General features: G+C 67.9%; 19 protein-coding genes. 3 read left to right on the forward strand and 16 right to left on the reverse strand.

Features of this window, described 5'->3' with window-relative positions:
- The coding region (locus tag Q7W02_08415) for a hypothetical protein (protein MDO8476207.1) at nt 1-287 on the forward strand (287 nt) is incomplete at its 5' end.
- Nucleotides 288-520: 233 nt separating this feature from the next.
- On the opposite strand, the gene Q7W02_08420 is transcribed toward Q7W02_08415, so the two are convergent.
- The 4 genes from Q7W02_08420 to Q7W02_08435 form a co-directional block, all read right to left on the reverse strand.
- Nucleotides 521-928, reverse strand: coding sequence for a response regulator (locus Q7W02_08420; protein ID MDO8476208.1), 408 nt, complete (start codon nt 926-928; stop codon nt 521-523).
- Nucleotides 929-1314: 386 nt separating this feature from the next.
- Complete coding sequence (locus Q7W02_08425; GenBank protein MDO8476209.1) at nt 1315-1698, reverse strand: FxLYD domain-containing protein; 384 nt, start codon at nt 1696-1698, stop codon at nt 1315-1317.
- Nucleotides 1695-2927: an ABC transporter permease gene (locus tag Q7W02_08430; GenBank protein ID MDO8476210.1), complete on the reverse strand. Its 1233-nt coding sequence runs from the start codon at nt 2925-2927 to the stop codon at nt 1695-1697. Before Q7W02_08430 ends, Q7W02_08425 begins: the two co-directional genes overlap by 4 nt.
- Nucleotides 2924-3670, reverse strand: a complete 747-nt coding sequence (locus Q7W02_08435) for an ABC transporter ATP-binding protein (protein MDO8476211.1) — start codon at nt 3668-3670, stop codon at nt 2924-2926. The genes Q7W02_08430 and Q7W02_08435 overlap by 4 nt, the downstream gene beginning before the upstream one ends.
- A gap of 250 nt (nt 3671-3920) precedes the next feature.
- On the opposite strand from Q7W02_08435, the gene Q7W02_08440 reads away from it, so the two are divergent.
- Both Q7W02_08440 and Q7W02_08445 read left to right on the forward strand, forming a co-directional pair.
- Nucleotides 3921-4859 carry an IS110 family transposase gene (locus Q7W02_08440; GenBank protein ID MDO8476212.1) on the forward strand — a complete coding sequence of 313 codons (939 nt, stop codon included), beginning with the start codon at nt 3921-3923 and terminating at the stop codon, nt 4857-4859.
- Nucleotides 4860-4912: 53 nt separating this feature from the next.
- Nucleotides 4913-5878 (forward strand): NAD(P)-dependent oxidoreductase, encoded by a 966-nt coding sequence (locus Q7W02_08445; GenBank protein MDO8476213.1) that lies wholly within the window; start codon nt 4913-4915, stop codon nt 5876-5878.
- A 101-nt stretch (nt 5879-5979) separates the two neighbouring features.
- On the opposite strand, the gene Q7W02_08450 is transcribed toward Q7W02_08445, so the two are convergent.
- The 12 genes from Q7W02_08450 to Q7W02_08505 form a co-directional block, all read right to left on the reverse strand.
- Nucleotides 5980-7443 carry a sigma-70 family RNA polymerase sigma factor gene (locus tag Q7W02_08450; protein MDO8476214.1) on the reverse strand — a complete coding sequence of 488 codons (1464 nt, stop codon included), beginning with the start codon at nt 7441-7443 and terminating at the stop codon, nt 5980-5982.
- Between the two features lie 228 nt (nt 7444-7671).
- Nucleotides 7672-8445, reverse strand: a complete 774-nt coding sequence (locus Q7W02_08455) for an alpha/beta fold hydrolase (GenBank protein ID MDO8476215.1) — start codon at nt 8443-8445, stop codon at nt 7672-7674.
- Between the two features lie 96 nt (nt 8446-8541).
- The gene (locus Q7W02_08460) at nt 8542-9606 is read right to left on the reverse strand and encodes an LLM class flavin-dependent oxidoreductase (GenBank protein ID MDO8476216.1); all 1065 of its coding nucleotides are present in this window, start codon (nt 9604-9606) and stop codon (nt 8542-8544) included.
- 23 nt (nt 9607-9629) lie between these two features.
- The gene (locus Q7W02_08465) at nt 9630-10334 is read right to left on the reverse strand and encodes an ABC transporter ATP-binding protein (protein MDO8476217.1); all 705 of its coding nucleotides are present in this window, start codon (nt 10332-10334) and stop codon (nt 9630-9632) included.
- A complete protein-coding gene (locus Q7W02_08470; GenBank protein ID MDO8476218.1) occupies nt 10334-11095 on the reverse strand; it encodes an ABC transporter ATP-binding protein in 762 nt (253 codons plus the stop codon). The genes Q7W02_08465 and Q7W02_08470 overlap by 1 nt, the downstream gene beginning before the upstream one ends.
- 16 nt (nt 11096-11111) lie before the next feature.
- Entirely contained in the window at nt 11112-12353 is a 1242-nt protein-coding gene (locus Q7W02_08475; GenBank protein ID MDO8476219.1) for an ABC transporter substrate-binding protein, read from the reverse strand.
- Entirely contained in the window at nt 12350-13291 is a 942-nt protein-coding gene (locus Q7W02_08480; GenBank protein MDO8476220.1) for a branched-chain amino acid ABC transporter permease, read from the reverse strand. The genes Q7W02_08475 and Q7W02_08480 overlap by 4 nt, the downstream gene beginning before the upstream one ends.
- A gap of 136 nt (nt 13292-13427) precedes the next feature.
- A complete protein-coding gene (locus Q7W02_08485) occupies nt 13428-14282 on the reverse strand; it encodes a branched-chain amino acid ABC transporter permease (protein MDO8476221.1) in 855 nt (284 codons plus the stop codon).
- A gap of 148 nt (nt 14283-14430) precedes the next feature.
- A complete protein-coding gene (locus Q7W02_08490) occupies nt 14431-15219 on the reverse strand; it encodes a DUF3891 family protein (GenBank protein ID MDO8476222.1) in 789 nt (262 codons plus the stop codon).
- A gap of 30 nt (nt 15220-15249) precedes the next feature.
- The gene (locus Q7W02_08495; GenBank protein ID MDO8476223.1) at nt 15250-16482 is read right to left on the reverse strand and encodes an alpha/beta hydrolase; all 1233 of its coding nucleotides are present in this window, start codon (nt 16480-16482) and stop codon (nt 15250-15252) included.
- Nucleotides 16483-16791: 309 nt separating this feature from the next.
- Complete coding sequence (locus Q7W02_08500) at nt 16792-17040, reverse strand: hypothetical protein (GenBank protein ID MDO8476224.1); 249 nt, start codon at nt 17038-17040, stop codon at nt 16792-16794.
- Nucleotides 17024-17305 (reverse strand): BrnT family toxin, encoded by a 282-nt coding sequence (locus Q7W02_08505; protein ID MDO8476225.1) that lies wholly within the window; start codon nt 17303-17305, stop codon nt 17024-17026. Before Q7W02_08505 ends, Q7W02_08500 begins: the two co-directional genes overlap by 17 nt.
- Between the last annotated feature and the right edge of the window lie 174 nt (nt 17306-17479).

Consider the following 17479-nt stretch of genomic DNA (forward strand, 5'->3'; position numbering starts at 1 on the left):
CCCACGTGAAGCTCTTCCGAGGGGTGGGGTGTGCCGACTGCGGCTTCAGCGGCTACAAAGGCCGGATGATGGTCGCCGATCTCTGGATGCCCGACGAGCAAGACGCGGGGCTCATCACCAGGCAGGCACCCTTCGACGAAGTATGCGAGAGCGCACAGCGCACTACGTGCAGCATGGCTCAGGATGCCCACGAGCGGCTGGTGGCGGGCACCACGACCGTCGAGGAACTGCTACGCGTGCTGCCGTACGGCGCCATCGTCGAGCATCGCCGACGATTTTCTCGCTGAGGCGGCGTCGGAGGCCGCCCGCTCCGGGGGCGAGGGGATCGACACGGCTCCCTCTCCCTCGGAGAGGGAGAGGGTCGGGGTGAGGGTGGCGCATGTCTTCACGCATAATCCGGGCTAGAAGCTCCCGACCAGGTTGAAATTCAGTTGGTTCTGGGTGTAACTTCCCGTCAGCCCGGCAGGGGAGATCCCTTGACGCGTCGCAACGCCGCGCGCTCGCCACGTCCGCGAAGTGGTCAGCGGGACTCCAGTACCTGGCGAACCAGCCGCAGCAGCTCGACGAGGGCAAAGGGCTTCCGCAGGACGGGCAGTCCCGTTTCCTTCAGAAAACGATGCAGGTCGGACGCAGCCGCGCTTCCCGTGAGGAAAATGATCCTCTCGGACAGGCGGTCCGATTGCTGCGTCAGCGCCAGATAGAGGCCGACGCCGTTCAGCTGCGGCATGTGGAGGTCGCTCAGGATGAGATCGTAGTGCTGGTGCTGGATCTTCTCCAGCGCCGCCACGCCGTTCGGCGCGCTGTCCACCCGATATCCCTCCCTCGTCAGCGTGTCCACGATGAGCTGGGTGACCAAGGGATCATCGTCGACCACCAGGATGTGCGGCTGAGAATCTGGGACCGGTGCAGGGGATTGGCTCGTGGGCATAGGGGGTGTCTCTCTTCTTTACAAGGAGCAATGAAGAGGCCACTTTTCCCACGCTGTGAAATCGTGTACTTACTGGGTGGGGGGGATTCCTTCCACCTAAAATTGTCGGTCGATGCGCAAAAACTGGGAGAGGCGAAAGGGCAAGGAGCCATGGGTTCGTGACCCTGACGGCAACCTTGGCACAGACCCAGGCGTGTCGCCGAAGCTTCACGCGGAGGTCGTCAGCCCGCAGTCCACGGCCGGTACCCTCCCACGCGGGATGAACCAGCCGCTCTCGCCCACGGTCACGTCGGCTCGGGCATGGCGCGCGCCCTTGAGAATGTCACGGCCTGGGTCGTCCCGGGCGGGTTCGTGGCGTTCACCCGGCCGAGCGGGCCGGGGGACCGCTACTGGCCCTCGAAGCGGGTCGCGAACTCGAAGGTCTCGATCTCCACGCGGTAGCGCCGCTCCGACCCCGCCGACGACAGCCTGATCTCGAAGGGCGCCGACGCCCTCCCCCTGATGGTGCCCGTCACATAAGCCCGGCCCCGGCTGACGACGCGGCCGTTCTCGTCGAGCCCCTCGGCCTTGACGACGACGCGCTCGCACGGCTGGGCGGCGCCGTTGCGCACTTCACCCAGGATCAGCACGCGCGAGCCGCCCTCTCGCTGGGTCTGGTAGGTAAGGGTCAGGTCCTTCGAGGACTGAGGCGTGAACGTGTAGGTCTGCGCGAAGGCGGGCGCCGCACAGAGCGCCGCCAGGAGGACGACCGCCAGGAGGCGCCTGGTCATTCGTATCTCAGGGCGTCGATCGGATTGAGCCCCGCGGCCTTTCGGGCAGGGTAGAAGCCGAAGAAGATGCCGATGAGCCCGGAGAACCCGAAGGCCAGGAGGATGGCCGGCGGGCTGATCACCGTGCGCCAGTCGCCGAAGTAGGCCAGCGTGTACGAGGCGGCGAGCCCCGCCACGACGCCGATGCTCCCCCCGATCAGGGCGACGGTCAGCGCCTCGACGAGGAACTGGGTCAGGATGTCGCGCCCCCGCGCGCCCACCGCCATGCGGAGCCCGATCTCCCGCGTCCGCTCGGTCACCGAGACGAGCATGATGTTCATGATGCCGATGCCGCCGACCAGCAGCGAGACGGAGGCGATGGACATCAGGAGCTTGGTCATGAGCTGCGCCTGCTCGTCCTTTGTCTGGACCATCTCGGCCGCGCTCCGGATGCCGAAGTCGTCCTCCTGGCCGGGCTGGAGGCGGTGCCGCTGGCGCATCACCTCGCGGATCTCCTGCTGGACTTCCTTGAGGTCCTCGTTGTCGCGCACCTTGATGGAGATGGCGCCGATCGTGCGGGCATTGGCCTGGGTGACGCCGAGCACCTTCCGCTTGGCGGTCGTCAGGGGGATCATGATCACGTCGTCCTGGTCCTGCCCCCAGGTGTTCTGGCCCTTGCGCTCGAGGACGCCGACCACCGTGCACAAGAGCTTCTTGACGCGGATGGTCTGTCCGATCGGATCCGTGTCACCGAAGAGGCTCTCGGCCACGGTCTGCCCGAGGATGGCGACCTTGGCGGCGGCGTCCAGGTCCTCCTGTCCGAAGACGCGTCCCGACGACGTGGGCCAGTCGCGGGCCTCGAAATACTCAGGCGTCACCCCCTGGATGATGGTGGACCAGTTGAGGTTGCCCCAGACGAGCTGGCCCGCGCCGCGCACGCTCGGCGCGGCGACCTGCACCCCCTGTACGTCGCGCGGGATGGCCCAGGCGTCGTCTTCGGTCAGCGTGATCGAGCTGCCGTGGCCGAAGCGCAGGCCCCCGGAGGTCGTGGTGCCGGGGAACACGAAGATCATGTTCGCGCCGAGAGCCTGGAGCTGCTCGGCCACGCGCGCCTGCGCGCCCGTGCCGATGGCGACCATGGCGATCACGGCGCCGACGCCGATGATGATGCCGAGCATGGTCAGCGTGCTGCGGAGCTTGTTCACGCGCAGCGCGCGGACGGCGATGCGGGAGCTGGCGAGCACGTTCACGCGTCGTCCTCCTCGGGCGGCAGCGCCGCCAGCAGCCGCCGCGCCTCCTTGGGCATCGCGACCGCTTCGTCCCTGGTCAAGCGGCCGTCGCGGAACACCAGCACGCGCGAGGCGAACTGAGAGATGTCCGCCTCGTGCGTCACGACCACGACCGTGATGCCCTGCCGGTTCAGGTCCTGGAGCAAGGCCATGACTTCGATGCTCGTGCGCGTGTCGAGATTGCCCGTGGGCTCGTCGGCCAGGATCAGGACCGGGTCGTTGATCAGCGCCCGGGCGATGGCGACCCGCTGCTGCTGGCCGCCCGACAGCTGGGAGGGGTGGTGGTCGGCGCGCTGGGCCAGGCCGACCGCGTTGAGCTTTGCTTCGGCCCGCGCCCGTCCCTCGGCGGCAGGGACGCGTGAGTAGAGCAGGGGCAGCTCGACGTTCTCGAGCGCGCTCGTGCGCGGCAGCAGGTTGAAGGTCTGGAAGACGAAGCCGATCTTCCCGTTGCGGATGCCGGCAAGGGCGTCGTCACTTAGCTCGGAGACATCCACGCCGTCGAGCACGTAGCGCCCGCTCGTGGCTTTGTCGAGACACCCGAGGAGATTCATGAAGGTGGACTTGCCCGAGCCGGACGGGCCCATGACGGCCACGAACTCGCCCGCGTGGATCTTGACCGAGACGTGGCGGAGCGCGTGGACGGCTTGGCCCCCCAGGTGGTAGTCCTTCGTCAGCTCGCGCGTCTCGATGATCGTGTGGCCCATGGCCGTATTAACCTGCTCTATTCACGAACGCGTGTTCCGCGTCCTATGCGCCCCCTCACCCTGCCCCTCTCCCCCTTGTATCATGCAGACACCGGCCAAGAAGACTGGCCGGGTGAAGGTGGGCGGGAGCCCGTTTCCCCCTCGGTCGACCGAGACCGTCCCGGAGCTTGGGGCCCCGTCCGCCGCTTCACGTGCCGTGAACCCGAACAGTCGCCAGGGCCACCGAAGCCCGCATAGACAAGGACGGGTCATGGAACGCACCTTTGTGGGGATCGATATCGCCAAGGACCAAGTGGATGTCCATGTTCATCCGACCGACGAGCGGTTCCAGCTCAGTCGCGATGACGCGGGACTCGCGGGGCTCGTCGCTCGGCTGCAACCCCTCGGGCCGCGCCTGGTGGTGCTCGAGGCGACCGGGGGCTATGAGATCCCCGTGGCCGCGGTGCTGGCCAGCGCGGGGGTGCCGGTGGCCGTGGTCAATCCGCGGCAGATCCGCGATTACGCCCGCGCCACGGGCCAGCTCGCCAAGACCGACGCGCTCGATGCCCGCCTCATGGCCCGGTTCGCCGAAGCCGTGCAGCCCGAGGTCCGGCCCCTGCCCACCCCGGAGGCGCAGGCCTTGGGCGACCTCGTCACCCGCCGCCGGCAACTGGTGGACATGCTCGGGGCCGAGCGCAACCGCCACCACCAGGCGCGCGACCTGCGGCTGCAACGCTGTATCGCCACGCACATCCGCTGGCTGACCAAGGCTCTGGCCGAGATCGAGGTCGACCTCGCCACCCGCATCCGTTCCAGCCCGATCTGGCGGGAGCGGGACAACCTGCTCCACTCCGTGCCTGGCGTTGGCGATATCACGGCGTACACGCTGATCGCCGACCTCCCGGAGCTGGGCCACCTGGATCGCCGCAAGATCGCCGCCCTGGTCGGTGTCGCTCCGTTCAACCGAGAGAGCGGCCACTGGCGTGGCCGCCGCATGATCGCTGGGGGCCGCCCTGCGGTGCGCAGCGTGCTGTATATGGCCACTCTCACCGCGGTCCGCTTCAACCCGGCGATCGCCCATGTCTATCAGCGCTTGACCGCGGCCGGCCGGCCGAAAAAAGTTGCCCTCACCGCCGCGATGCGCAAGCTCCTCACCATCCTGAACGCGATGCTGCGAGACCAACGCCCATGGCAACCAGAATCCGCTTGACAAACAAGACAGTCGCTCCGGGGGAGAGGGCAGGGTGAGGGGGCGGTGACTCCATGACCACCGTCGGCATCGTCGGCATCGGCCTCCTCGGCTCCGCCATCGCCTCGCGCTTCGTCAAGGCGGGCCATGCCGTCGTCGGCTTCGATATCCTGCCCGCCCGCGTCGCAGCCCTCACCGCCATGGGCGGCAAGGCAGCACCCTCGGCCGCCGCCGTCGCTCAATCAGCCGAAGCCGTCTGCACCCTCCTGCCCTCGCTCGCGGCAGCCGAGACCGCGGTGCTCGGGCGCGGCGGCATCCTGGCCGGCGCGCGGCCGGGCCTCACGGTCATCCAGATGAGCACGATCTCCCCGGCGCTCACCGAGCGGCTGGCGCGGGAGGTCACGGGCAAGGGCCTGGGCTTCCTCGACTGCCCCGTCAGCGGCACGACCTCCATGATCGAGCGCGGCGACGGCAGCTTCTTCGTGGGAGGGGAGCGCGCCCTCTACGATCGCTGGCGCCCCGTGCTCGAATCCGCCCTGCCGCGCGTCGTCCACGTCGGCCGCGTGGGCCAGGCCATGACTCTCAAGCTCGTCGCCAATCTCCTGGTGGCGCTCCACAGCGCGGCGGCCGCCGAGGCCCTGACCCTCGCGCGCAGGGCCGGCCTGGATCTCGATCTCGCGCTCGAGGTGCTCAACTCGAGCGCCGCGGCCTCCGCCATGCTGAAGGTCCGTGGCCCCCTGGTCGTCCGCAACGAGTTCCCCGCCCAGATGAAGCTCGACCTCTTCATGAAAGACCTTCACCTGATGCAGGAGGCTGCGGCCGCCGTCGGTGCGCCGCTCCCCTTCACCGACCTGGCCGAGCGCCTCTATGCCGCCGCCCAGGCGGCAGGCCACGGCGCGGAAGATCTCGCGGTGGTGGTGACGGCGCTCGAGACGCAGGGAGCGGGACGGCGGAAACCTCCACGTTCCGCGACGTCTAGCCGCAGACGCGCGAAACCATCCCCCAAGAGCCAAGGAAAGCAGCGCCCTCGACACAGATAGCGGCTCGACGTCAGCTCGACGTTTTCACCGCGGGCGGCCGCCGCATCTGCCGACGGGAATGTCGGAATTCAAGACCTGACCCCTATTCTTTCCTCTCCTGTTCAGGCACCGCGCGCCTTGCGCATCACGTCTTCCAGCGTCCCGGTGAAGTAGAAAGCCTGCTCCGGCACTGCATCACACTCCCCGCTCAGAATCGCCCGGCACCCGCGGAGGGCGTCCTCGCGAGAGACGTACAGACCGGGCTGCTTCGTGTAAGGCTCGGCGACGAAGAATGGTTGAGAGAAAAAGCGCAGAAGCTTGCGAGCCCTTCGAGTGGAAGGATCCGCCGCCTCGGAGAGCGCGGCGGGCCCAGTAGACCCCGCGGTGCAGGCCGTCAACGCCTCTCGGACCTGGGCGGCGACCTCCGCGTGATCGTGGTCGACAAGCTTTTGATCCAGCAGGCGGGACCGCGAGATGATCGCGTCAACCGTGGGGTATATGCCCTGTCGCGCCAGCTCTCGAGAGAGTCGAATCACGGCATCGACCGCGGGCAGAGCCGAGAGGCGCTCGGTCGTCCACTCCTCCTCCCCAATGAAGTAGAAGGTCTGAACGGTTCCGGCCGTGCCTCCGGTGAACCCTTCCTTCGCCCAGACTTCCTGGAACGAAAGGCCGGGTCCCGGCGGGATAAAGGTGAACATCGAGACCCCGCCGGGCTTGCTGTGGACGCGCCGGCACACCTCTTCGGTCACGACCATCGTGCCGGCGGCGTACTCGCCCGCGATGACCACCGTGCCGCCACGTGCCAGCGGACACATCACGTCGATGACCTTGATCCCTGTCTCGAGCAGCTCTGGCGGGCCGCCTGGTTCCAGGGCCGCTCCGGGCAGGAGGCGAACCGCTCCGTCCAGCGCCTCTCGACTGACCGGCGCCTCGGCGCGTCGGCCGGAGCTCAGCACGGTCATGCCGGGTGAGAGCCCTTCGATCGGCGACATGGGAATACAGCGAACGACGCCGTTCTCCAGCAGCTGGACCACCTGCACCGCGACGGCCCGTCGCCGGCCCTCGTCGCTCACGGTGAGCTCCGTGAGGGGGTCCGGCAACCTGGTCGGATCGAAGAGAACCTCGACGACCCCCTCCCGGGCCCGCACGATCCGGCCGATGCGAGCGGCGAAGCCGTCGGGGAGCCGATGCGCTTCCAGCGTGTCCTTGACCATGGTCAGCGTCCTCCGTTTGAGCCGCGTCCTCGCTGCATGCAGCCGGTTGTTCACCGTCGTCAGGGGCAGGCCGAGGAACGTCGCGATGTCCTGCTGGGTGCAATCGTGCACGTAGAAGAGCGTCACGATCTCGCGCAGGGGCGCCGGCAGGCGGGCGATGGCGCCCAGGACGGCGACGATCTGCTGCCCTTGCTCGAGCCGGTCACCCGGCCGCGACTCCTCGGCGGCCAGAGCCTCGGCGGCGGCCAGGGGAAGGGCCTCGATCTCTCTCTGCCTCACGAGCCGGTAGGCCTGGTGGCGGACAATCCCCCGGAACCAGCCGGGAAACGCAGCCGGATCGGCGAGAGTGAGGAGCCCCGAACCAGGCGGCAACGAAGGCTTCCTGGACGACGTCTTCCGCCTGCTGGAGGTCCCGCACGATGGACAGCGCATAGCCGAAGGCCATGTGCTGGAAGCGTCGGGTTACTTCCGCGAACGCGTCCAGGTCGCCCTGCTTGGCCCGGCCGATCAGCTGCTCCAGGTCCATGCCGTCCCCCTTGCCAATAGGTGCCACGGGCGGCCGGTCACCTTTAGGCAAAGTTAGAGCCGCCGGCTCCCCTGCTACGGGCGTGCCGCGAGAAATTCCAGGAGGGCGTGGAGGAAGCGCTCGGAGTCTTCGACGACGGCGCAGTGCATGGCGCCTTGGAGAATGAGCAGCTCCGAGCCCGCGATGCGCTCGAGGATGACGCGGGCCATGGCGGGCGGGGTGCCGGGGTCCTGCTCGCCGACCACGACCAGCGCCGGGCAGCGGATGGCGCCGATGCGGTCCGTCAGGTCCACGAAGCCGATGGCGCGGATGGCGGCGGCGTAGCCGCGCGGGTCGCTCTTGCGCAGCATAGTGGCGATGCGCTCGACCACGTCCGGGTGTCGGGCGCGGAACGCCTCGGTAAACCAGATCGCCATGGTGCGGTCGACGAGGGCCGCGGTCATGCCATCGCTCTCTGCCACGCGGATGCGGTCATCCCACATCGGGCGCACGGCGGGGCCGTAGCAGGCAGTGGTGTCGCAGAGCACGAGGCTCTGGATCCTCGACGGACGCGTGAGCGCCGCGGTCATGCCGATGAGCCCGCCCATGGAGACGCCCACGAAGTGCGTCTCCTCTATGCCGAGGAAATCCAGGAGATCGAAGAGATCGCCCGCCATCTGCTCGAGGGTGTAGGGGCCCGGCGGATTCTCGGAGCCGCCGTGGCCGCGCACGTCGTAACGCAGGACGCGGAAGCGCTTCGTGAGGGCCGCCACGTGGTCGTCCCAGAGGGCGAGCGTGGCGCCCAGCGGGTGGGTCAGCGTGACGACGGGCGCGCCGGAAGGGCCTTCGAGGCGGTAGTTGGTCTTCATCGCGAACCCCCTCACTCTCTCAGCCCTCGCCTCACCGCTCGAAACGAGCGTCTCGGCTCGAACTTCGGCCCTCTCCCCCGGTGGGGGAGAGGGGTTTTATTGGCGGAAGCGCGGCATGACCTCGCGCGCGAAGAGCTCCATGGAGCGGCGCACTCGCTCCTGGGAGAGGCCGCCGAAGTTCATCCAGCACATCACCTGCCCGACGCCCAACTGGCGCATCTCCTCGATGTGCCGCGCGACCGTGTCAGGCGAGCCGAAGGCGAGCGTCTCGGCGACGAGCCCTTCCCACGTGACCTTCGAGAGGCGCTCCGCCATGGCGCGGAAGCCGGGCTGGAGCGACGGATGCGTGTCCTCGATGCGGTCGGGGACGACGAACTTCTTGAAGGACTCCTGGTACCAGAGCTCGGCGTCCTTGGCCTCGGCAAACGCCTTCGCGTCGGTCTCCGCAACGTAGATCTGGCGCGAGACGCCCCAGCGGGAGAGGAGGCTCGTGATCTCCTCCGGGCTGCGCCCCGATTTTTTCAAGGTCTCGACATAGGTGTCGCGGTTGGTCACGAGCTGGCTGACGGGGCCGAAGAGGACGGAGTTGAGCATGGGCCAGCCGCGGAGCGCCGTGTTCTCGATGCCGTCCTTCGTCACGCACACCTGGTAGAGCGGCGGGTGCGGGCGCTGGACGGGCTTGGGGATGACGGACACCTCGGGCACCTTGAAGAAGCGCCCGTCGTAGCTGAAGCGGTCCTCGGTCCACGCGCGCTGCATGATCTCCACGGCCTCGTCGAAGCGCTCACGGCTCTCCTCCTGCGGCACGCGGTAGCCGCGGAACTCGGCGGGGCGGTTGCCGCGCCCGACACCGACGTCGAGCCGGCCGTTCGAGATGATGTCCACCAGCGCCATCTGCTCCGCGAGCCGCAGCGGGTGATGGAAGGGCAGGATGGCGGCGGCTAGGCCGATGCGGATCCGCCGCGTGCGCGAGGCGGCCGCGGAGGCGAGCGCCGCCGGATCGACCGAGAGCCCGTACTCGATGAAATGGTGCTCCGTGAGCCAGATCTCGTCGAAGCCCAGCTCCTCAGTCCACTCGACCTGATCGAGCTCTCCGCGGATGATGTCGGCGTGACGCTGCCCCGGCGTAGCCTGGAAGAAGTAGAAGGTGCCGAATTTCACGATGCGTCTCCCCTCACGCCCGCTCAGACTCCGAGGTAGCGGGACTTGACGTCCGCGTTGGCCCACAGCTCCGGGGCCGGGCCCGAGTGCACGATGCGCCCCCGCGAGACCACGTGCACGTGGTCGGCCAGCCGGATGGCCAGCGGCAGGTTCTGCTCGACCAGGAGGATGGACAGCCCCGAGGCCTTGAGGCGCTCGATCACGCGGCCCACCTCGCGCACGAGGAGCGGCGCCAGGCCCTCGGTGGGCTCATCCATCAGGAGCAGCTCCGGGTTGGTCATGAGCGCCCGCGCGATCGCCAGCATCTGCTGCTCGCCACCCGAGAGCTTGCCCGCTCGGGTGCCCGCGCGCTCGCGGAGCCTCGGGAAGAGGTCCATCACCCGGTCCACGGTCCAGGGGCCGCCGACACTGTGCGCCGGCCCGCGCGCGGCCACCAGCAGGTTCTCGAGCACCGTGAGCGAGGGGAAGACGCGGCGGCCCTGGGGGACCAGACCCAGGCCGAGCGCCACCGACCGGTTGGAGGGCCAGCCGGTGATATCGTGGCCCTTGAAGAGCACCTGTCCGCGCCGCGGCGGCGTGAAGCCCACGATGGAGCGGATCAGGGTGGTCTTGCCCATGCCGTTGCGCCCGACGATGCCCACCACCTGACCCCGCTCCACCCGGAGCGACATCCCCTGCAGCACGTAGCTGTCGCCATAGTAGGTGTGGATGTCACGCACCTCGAGCATCACACCTCGATCGCTCCGAGGTAGATCTCCTGGACCATCGGATCGGCCTTCACGGCCTGCGACGGGCCGTCGGCCACGACCCGGCCGTATTGGAGCACGGTGATCCGGTCGGCGAGCGCGAAGGCCACGTCCATGTCGTGCTCGATGATGAGGAGCGTGATGGCGGGGTCGAGGCGCTTGAGCAGCTCGGTCATCAGGTGGCTCTCGGCGGGGGACAGGCCCGCGGTGGGCTCGTCCAGCAGGATGAGGCGCGCCGCGCCGGCCAGGGCCAGCCCGATCTCGAGCTGGCGCTGCTCGCCGTGCGAGAGGTTCCTCACGGTCTCGTCGGGCTTGGCGCCGAGGCCCACCGATTCCAGCACGGCGGTCGCGCGCGCGAAGAGATGAGGGTAGCGCGTAACCGCCCGGTGCAGGTGGAGCTTGACCGGCAGCAGCGCCAGGACGGCGAGCAGGCAGTTGTCGAGCGCGGACAGACGCGGGAACAGGTTGGTGATCTGATAGGTGCGGGCCAGGCCGAGCCCCGCCCGCCGGTGGGGCGGCAGCCGCGTCACGTCGCGCCCGAAGAGCGTGATCGTCCCCTCGCTCGGGCGCTGCTCGCCGCTGATGAGGCTGAACAGGGTCGTCTTGCCGGCCCCGTTGGGGCCGATGATCGCGCGGCGCTCACCCGGCTGCACTGCGAGCGACACGCCGTCCACCGCGCGGAGCCCCCCGAAGTCCTTCACGAGCCCGGTGAGGCTCAACGCCGTGGACGAGGCATCGCTCATGCCGGCTCCCGGCGGGCTAACAGTACTTGCACGGCGGGTAGTTCCGGTCGTACACGGGCTGCTTGAGGAACTCGTCCGGCTTGTACTTCCAGAACTGCGAGACGGCTGGGTAGGTGTGGATCACCGTGTTCCACAGCTCGCCGTCCTTCTTCTCGACCTTCCGGATGTAGATGTTCTGGATCGGGTTTCCGTAGGCGTCCAGCTTGACGGGCCCTCGCGGCGCGTCAGGGATCTCCACCTTGCCGAGCGCGGCCAGAAACCTCTCGCGGTCCTCGACGTTCCCGCCGATGGCCTTGGCCGCCTCGTTGATCCACCGTCCCGTGGTGTAGCACACCTCCGAGTAATAGGAGGGGACCTTGCCGAACTTCGCACGGTACTCCTTCACGAAGCGCTTGTTCGCCGGGGTGTCGATGGCCGCGCTGTAGATGAGCGGGCTGATCCCCCCGATGGCCTCGTCACCGAGCGACGGCAGAACAAACTCGTCGAAGGTTGTGCCGCCGCCGAGGAGCGGCAGCTTGGCCTTGAGCCCGGCGTCCTGGTACTGCTTGGGGAACCTGAGGGACGACGCGGCGACCATCAAGGCGAAGACCGCGTCGGCGTCCTTGCGGATCTGCGAGAGATAGGGCGCGAAGTCGGTGGTGCCGAGCGGCGCCCAGAGCTTCTGGATCACCTGCCCGCCGGCGTCCTCGAAGGTCTTCTGGAATCCGCCGACGACCTCCCAGCCGAAGGCATAGTCGATCCCGATGGTCACCACCCGCTTGTAGCCGAGGGTTTTGACGACCCACTCGCCGAACGGGTGTGAAGGCTGGCTCGAGGTCCACCCGTTCCGGACGACCCACTTGGCGGGCTTCCGCTGCGTGAGATCGTCGGCCGCCATGACGGGGTAGAGCATCGGGATCTTGTACTCGTCGACCTTCGGCGCCAGCGCGTAGCCCACGTGGGCGAACAGCCCGCCGGCGAGCACGTGCACCTTGTCGCTCTCGACGAGCTTCCGCAGCTTGGTCAGCGCGATGTTGGGCTGGCCCTGCGTGTCCTCGACGATCACCTCGACCTTCCGGCCGGCGATCTGGTTGCCGTTCTCCTCCAGCCACATCGTCAGGCCGTTGACCATGTCCTTGCCGATCTGGGCGGCGCCGCCTGTCATCGGCGCGAGGAAACCTATCTTGATGGGGCCCTTCTGGGCCTCGGCGGGTGCTATGCCCCCCATGCTGATCAGCACGACGGCGATCAGGAACGCGGCGATCCTTCGTGTGCTCATGTGCGGTTCCTCCTTTTGGATGCATTCCACTGACGTACGGCCCCCACGATGCCTTCCGGAGCGTAGACGATGGTCCCGATGTACACGGCGCCCAAGAGCAAGAGCCAGCGGTGGGTGTACACGGACACGAGGTTCTTGAGCAGCACGATGATGCCGGCGCCGATAGCGGGCCCCACCAGGGTGCCGCGGCCGCCCAAAGCCACCATGAGGAGGATCTCCACCGAGGTGGCCAGCTCGAGGTCTGAAGGGCTGACGAAGCCGTTGTAGTAGCCCCAGAACACGCCGGCGAAGCCGCCGACGCCGCCCGCGATCACAAAGCCCAGGTACTTGTGCAGCCACACGTGGTAGCCCAGGGTCCGCATGCGGGACTCACTCTCGCGGATCCCGACCAGCGTCCGCCCGAAGGGCGAGCGGACCACGGTGCGGAGGAACCAGAAGGCGAGCACGAAGGCGATCAGCGCGAAGTAGTAGTAGGGCACCGCCCCCACCAGCGAGACGGGCAGGCCCGTCGGGCGCGGGACCGAGGAGATGCCGTTGTCGCCCTGGGTCAAGGAGACCCAGCGGTGCGCGAGACCCCAGGCCACCATACCGAGCGCCATCGTGATCATGAGGAAGTAGACGCCCGTGGCGCGCAGGGCCACCAGGCCGAAGACGGCGGCCGCCGCCGCCGCGAGGAGGATGCCGGCGACCAGGGTCACCCAGAAGCCTGCGCCGTGACGCGTGGTCAGGATGGCGACGGCGTAGGCGCCAAGGCCGAGATAGGCGGCGTGCCCCAGGGAAGCCAGCCCCGTGTAGCCGAGGACGATGTCGAGGCTCATGGCCAGGATGGCGTAGATCAGCGCCTGGGTCAGGAGCGAGAGCAGAAACCCCGACAGGAAGGGCGGCGCAACCAGCAGGGCCGCCAGGACGAGGCCGGGGATCAGCAGCGCATACCCCATCGTCCTGGGGGCGAGCGGCGCCGCTCCTGCCCTCGCCCCCCCTCCGCTCGCCCCCCCTCCGCTCGCCCCCCCTCCGCTCGCCCCCCCCACCACACCGATCATGGGCTCCGTGCCGGGTGTCATCAGTTCGCACCCATCACGCCCGCCCGAAAAGGCCCGTGGGGCGCACGGCGAGGATGGCCGCCATGGGAGCGAACAGGGTGAAGTAGGACAGCTCCGGGAACAGCGCCTTGCCGAAGTTGTCCAGGAGACCGACCATAAGGCTGCCGATCAGCGCGCCCTTGAGGCTCCCCATGCCGCCCACGATGTCCACGACGAAGGCATAGGGCAGGATCTCGAAGTCGGCGCCCGGGTAGACGCCGACGAAGCCGCCGGCCACCACCCCGGCCAGCGCGGCCAGGCTCGCGCCCATGGAGAAGACGCCCATGGAGATCAGGAACACGTTGATGCCGACGCCGCGGGCCATCTCGGGGTCGTCCACGGTGGCCCGCATCATGGCCCCGATGCGCGTGCGCTCGAGCACGAGCCAGAGCACCGCGGCGATGAAGGCGGCCACCGCCGCTATGAAGATGCGATAGATCGGGAAGGTGAACGGCCCCGTCGACACGCTGCCCGACAGCATGGCCGGGATGGGGATGATGTACGGATCGCCTCCCCAGATGACGAGCGCCAGGTCCTGGAAGATGAGCGCGAAGCCCATGGTGGTGAGGACCTGTCCCAGCTCCTGCCCGGAGAGGCGCTTGAGGAAGGCGTTCCACTCCACGATGCCGATGAGTGCGATGACGAGCGCCCCCACGACGACCGCCAGCAGATAGTGGCCCCCGCCCCACATCACGGTCAGGGCCACGTACCCGCCGAGGAGATAGTAGGAGCCGTGGGTCATGTTCACGATGCGCATCATGCCGAAGATCAGCGAGAGCCCGCCGGCCAGCAGGAAGAGGAGCGCCCCGTAGGTGACGCCGTTGAAGGTCTGGTTGACCAGGAACTCCATTGGGGTTCAGGCCATGCCGGCCGCGGTGACCTTCACGCGGCTCCCGAGTCGGCGGAGCTGTGCGCGGACGGACGGCGACGGCGAAAGAGTCCACACGGCGCGGGATTCTACTATGAATGCCCGGGCTGTGGAAGCGCGCGCGAAGGGGTTACACGAGCTCGAATTCGAAGAGACCGACGTCCGCCTGGAACCACGCTTTGCGGAACAACTCGACGTCCTCGTAGCTCGAGCGTGGGACGGTCTTGTACGAGAGCTGGGCACGGCAGGGGCGGACGTCGAACGGATACGGATCGAACGCGATTTTGCCCGGGCCGACTGGCTTCAAAGTGAGACGCACACCCTCGTCGTCCGCGCCGGCGTAGCTGACGGGCACCGGCTCGATGTAGTCCTCGTACGGCTCCTGGCAGCAGAAGTAAAGGCCGAGCAGATCCCAGACCTGCAGGAGGCGATAGTTGGTCCACACACCCTTGGCGTCGAGCGTGGCCCGCTGCTTCTCTTGCCACGCCTCGTTGTGGGCGATCAGCGCCTGCACTTCCGGGGTCCGCTTGGCGAGGTTGTAGCGTCCCGGCGGGTACTTGATGGTCCCGTACCGGCCTTGCCACAGTCCCGTCCGGTGCATGCTGATGACGAGCCCGGAGTACGAATCGATGTCGGCCATCCAGTCGAGCGACCACTGGTACGAGCCGAGCTGCTGCGGGGTCATCGGCACCTGGAGGAACGGGTACGGCTCGCCGCTCTCGGGGTTGATCAGCGGGCTCGTCTCGTAGCGGAGCCAGCCGTAGTCGTGGAACGTCGCCGCGCGGACGACGGAGCCGTACGGCTTGGGCGTCTCGAACTCGCCGTTGCCCCAGTGGGCGGCCAGCTGTCCCACGAAGCGTGAGTGGTCGGTCTGCCCGATCAGTATCAGCGCGCCGTTCGGGTTCTTGCGGATGATCATCTCGGTTCTCCTTCGGTCTCCATCGCCGGGTCAGAGCAGCGGGTTCAAGGCCTGCTTCCTGAGCTCGCGCTGGTCGATTCCGAACACGTCGGCCAGCCAGTCGGCCATCAACTCTTGCCCGATGGTCGGGTTGTCGTGCTGGCAGTGCTCGGCGCCGGTTTCCTCCGGCGTGACGAAGCGGAGCGTCACGTTGACGCCCTTGCTCTTCGCGTACTCGTACGTCCGCGTGGCCTGTGACATTCCCAGCACGTCGTAGCCGCCGTGGACGATGAGGTACGGGCAGCGCATGTGCTCGAGCACCCCCTCGAGCGTGAACACCGTGAAGCGTTCGATCGCGTCCTTCATGGACTTGACGCCGAAGACCCACTTGATGTGGCTGGCGAGGCCGTGGCTCTCGTCGGCGTTCTTCCAGAGCTCGTAGATGCTCCAGACGGCACCGTGAGAGATGGCCGCGGCTAGCCGGGGCTCCATGGAGCCCGCGCGCGCCGCGTAGTAGCCGCCCAGGCTCGACCCGCAGACCGCGAGGCGGGAGGCATCCACGTCCTTCCGCGTGAGGAGGTAGTCGATGCATCTGCCGATGGGCACCTCGTAGTCCGGGCGCGTGGCGAGCTTGTGCCGGCGGAGGGTCCCGCCCTGCCCCGGCCCGTCGATCATCAGCACGGAGATGCCCCGCTGGAGCGCCCCGTGGGCCTGCATGAACCACATCTCGTCCTTGACGGAGTCGAGCCCTCCCATGGAGATCAGGCAGGGCTGCCGCTCGACGGCGAAGGGCGCGCGGACGAAGTACGCGTACAGGGTGGTACCCGCCTCGTACGGGATCTCGAGCACCTCGCCGGGCGGGTTCAGGTGCCGGAGGAAATGGTGGCTCGACTGCTCCATCCTGGTGAACGTGGCCAGCCGGCGCGGGTCGTCCGGGGCGAGGAAGAACTCGGCCTGGCGGTAGTAGTCGGCCGCGCGCAGCCAGCAGTTCATGGCGGTGCGGAGGTGCCCCTGCCGCTCCTCCTCAACGCCCCGGTCGAAGTTGCGGTTGGCTACGACCATCCACTCGCGGTGCCAGCTTTCCTTGTCGCCCGGGATCATCCGGGCGGCCGCCTGGAAGCACTCGCTGGCGGTGCCACCGCCCTCCTGGGTCTCGCCGAGGCCGCGGCGGAATTGGTAGGCGAACCAGGGATGCTCGGGCCAGTGGTGCCAACCGTAGGGCTCGTAGTGCGGGAGCTTGTTCTCGGTGACCTTCTCGATCAGGTTGTCTTCTCGGAGAACCACGGCGTCTCCTTCGGTGACAGAGGGTTCGGGACGGCCGGTATCCTAGCACGGAGTTCGCTGTGGGAGGGCAGTGCCGAGGCCGATGGGCCCGAGGGTCCGAGAATGGCGTTTATGTCGGCTACGCACGCCGAACACCGTCACGCCTTCGTCGAAGGAGACCTTGTGCTGGGCCTGGTTGGCCGCTGCATTCCGCGGATCCCATTCAAACTGGAAGGGTATCAGGCAACCATTCTATCCGTTCACCGATTTGGCTCATGCGCCGGGTATCAGCCGCGGGACGCGCAGCGGACCGCCGGCTGCATTCCAGAGTCAGGCGCTTCGCCGCCGCGTCCCGCCCTGCCGTCGGCGCCGAATGACCGGCGCGAGCGCTCGTAGTGCCTCGTTTACCGCCAGGCCGTCGGGAAAGACGTCGAGGACTTCGGGATCGATCAGAACGACATTTGCTCCCTGAGCGTACCTTGTCGCGGTCACACCGCGGACCGCGCCAGAGAAGTCGTACTCAGGCCGCAACGTATCGCGATCGGCCGTCGCCCGGCGCCTGCTACCCTTTCGCTTCATATCGCCTCCGCTCTTGTGGGGTCGCTCGCCTTGCGGAGATCAGACGGGTCCGCGGCGAGCGCTCTGCAAAGGCTACCACGCACAGCCGCTGTTGGCTCGACATCCCGAGCAGCAGGTGCCGCTGCTCGTTGACCGAGTGCTCCGGATCGAGCATCAGAAGTGCGAGCGGGTCGCCGAAGACCGTGGAGGCCTCGTCGAAGGTCACTCCGTGCTTGCCGGCGTTTGCGTCGGCCTTCGCCGGATCCCATTCGAAGAAGTAGGCCACGCGGCCTCCTCAGCCAACATCAAGGACCAATCGAACGTAGCGCTAACCGGCGGCCCGCTTGCGGGCCGTCCGGGTTGAGCGAGGAGTTAGACGCGCGGGTCTCTCGACGAGGCGGCGGGCAACGAACTTGTGCAGTACGCTCGCGATCAATGTCTGATATGGCACGCCTTCCTC

Source organism: Candidatus Rokuibacteriota bacterium, from assembly GCA_030647435.1.
GTDB lineage: Bacteria > Methylomirabilota > Methylomirabilia > Rokubacteriales > CSP1-6 > AR37.

What these genes read in the sequence shown, in the direction of transcription:
- Q7W02_08485 (MDO8476221.1), bottom strand. Translation starts at nt 14,282, where the DNA reads ATGGAGTTCCTGGTCAACCAGACCTTCAACGGCGTCACCTACGGGGCG.
- Q7W02_08440 (MDO8476212.1), top strand. Translation starts at nt 3,921, where the DNA reads ATGGAACGCACCTTTGTGGGGATCGATATCGCCAAGGACCAAGTGGAT.
- Q7W02_08425 (MDO8476209.1), bottom strand. Translation starts at nt 1,698, where the DNA reads ATGACCAGGCGCCTCCTGGCGGTCGTCCTCCTGGCGGCGCTCTGTGCG.
- Q7W02_08435 (MDO8476211.1), bottom strand. Translation starts at nt 3,670, where the DNA reads ATGGGCCACACGATCATCGAGACGCGCGAGCTGACGAAGGACTACCAC.
- Q7W02_08480 (MDO8476220.1), bottom strand. Translation starts at nt 13,291, where the DNA reads ATGGGGTATGCGCTGCTGATCCCCGGCCTCGTCCTGGCGGCCCTGCTG.
- Q7W02_08470 (MDO8476218.1), bottom strand. Translation starts at nt 11,095, where the DNA reads ATGAGCGATGCCTCGTCCACGGCGTTGAGCCTCACCGGGCTCGTGAAG.
- Q7W02_08445 (MDO8476213.1), top strand. Translation starts at nt 4,913, where the DNA reads ATGACCACCGTCGGCATCGTCGGCATCGGCCTCCTCGGCTCCGCCATC.
- Q7W02_08465 (MDO8476217.1), bottom strand. Translation starts at nt 10,334, where the DNA reads ATGCTCGAGGTGCGTGACATCCACACCTACTATGGCGACAGCTACGTG.
- Q7W02_08455 (MDO8476215.1), bottom strand. Translation starts at nt 8,445, where the DNA reads ATGAAGACCAACTACCGCCTCGAAGGCCCTTCCGGCGCGCCCGTCGTC.
- Q7W02_08420 (MDO8476208.1), bottom strand. Translation starts at nt 928, where the DNA reads ATGCCCACGAGCCAATCCCCTGCACCGGTCCCAGATTCTCAGCCGCAC.
- Q7W02_08490 (MDO8476222.1), bottom strand. Translation starts at nt 15,219, where the DNA reads ATGATCATCCGCAAGAACCCGAACGGCGCGCTGATACTGATCGGGCAG.
- Q7W02_08500 (MDO8476224.1), bottom strand. Translation starts at nt 17,040, where the DNA reads ATGAAGCGAAAGGGTAGCAGGCGCCGGGCGACGGCCGATCGCGATACG.
- Q7W02_08475 (MDO8476219.1), bottom strand. Translation starts at nt 12,353, where the DNA reads ATGAGCACACGAAGGATCGCCGCGTTCCTGATCGCCGTCGTGCTGATC.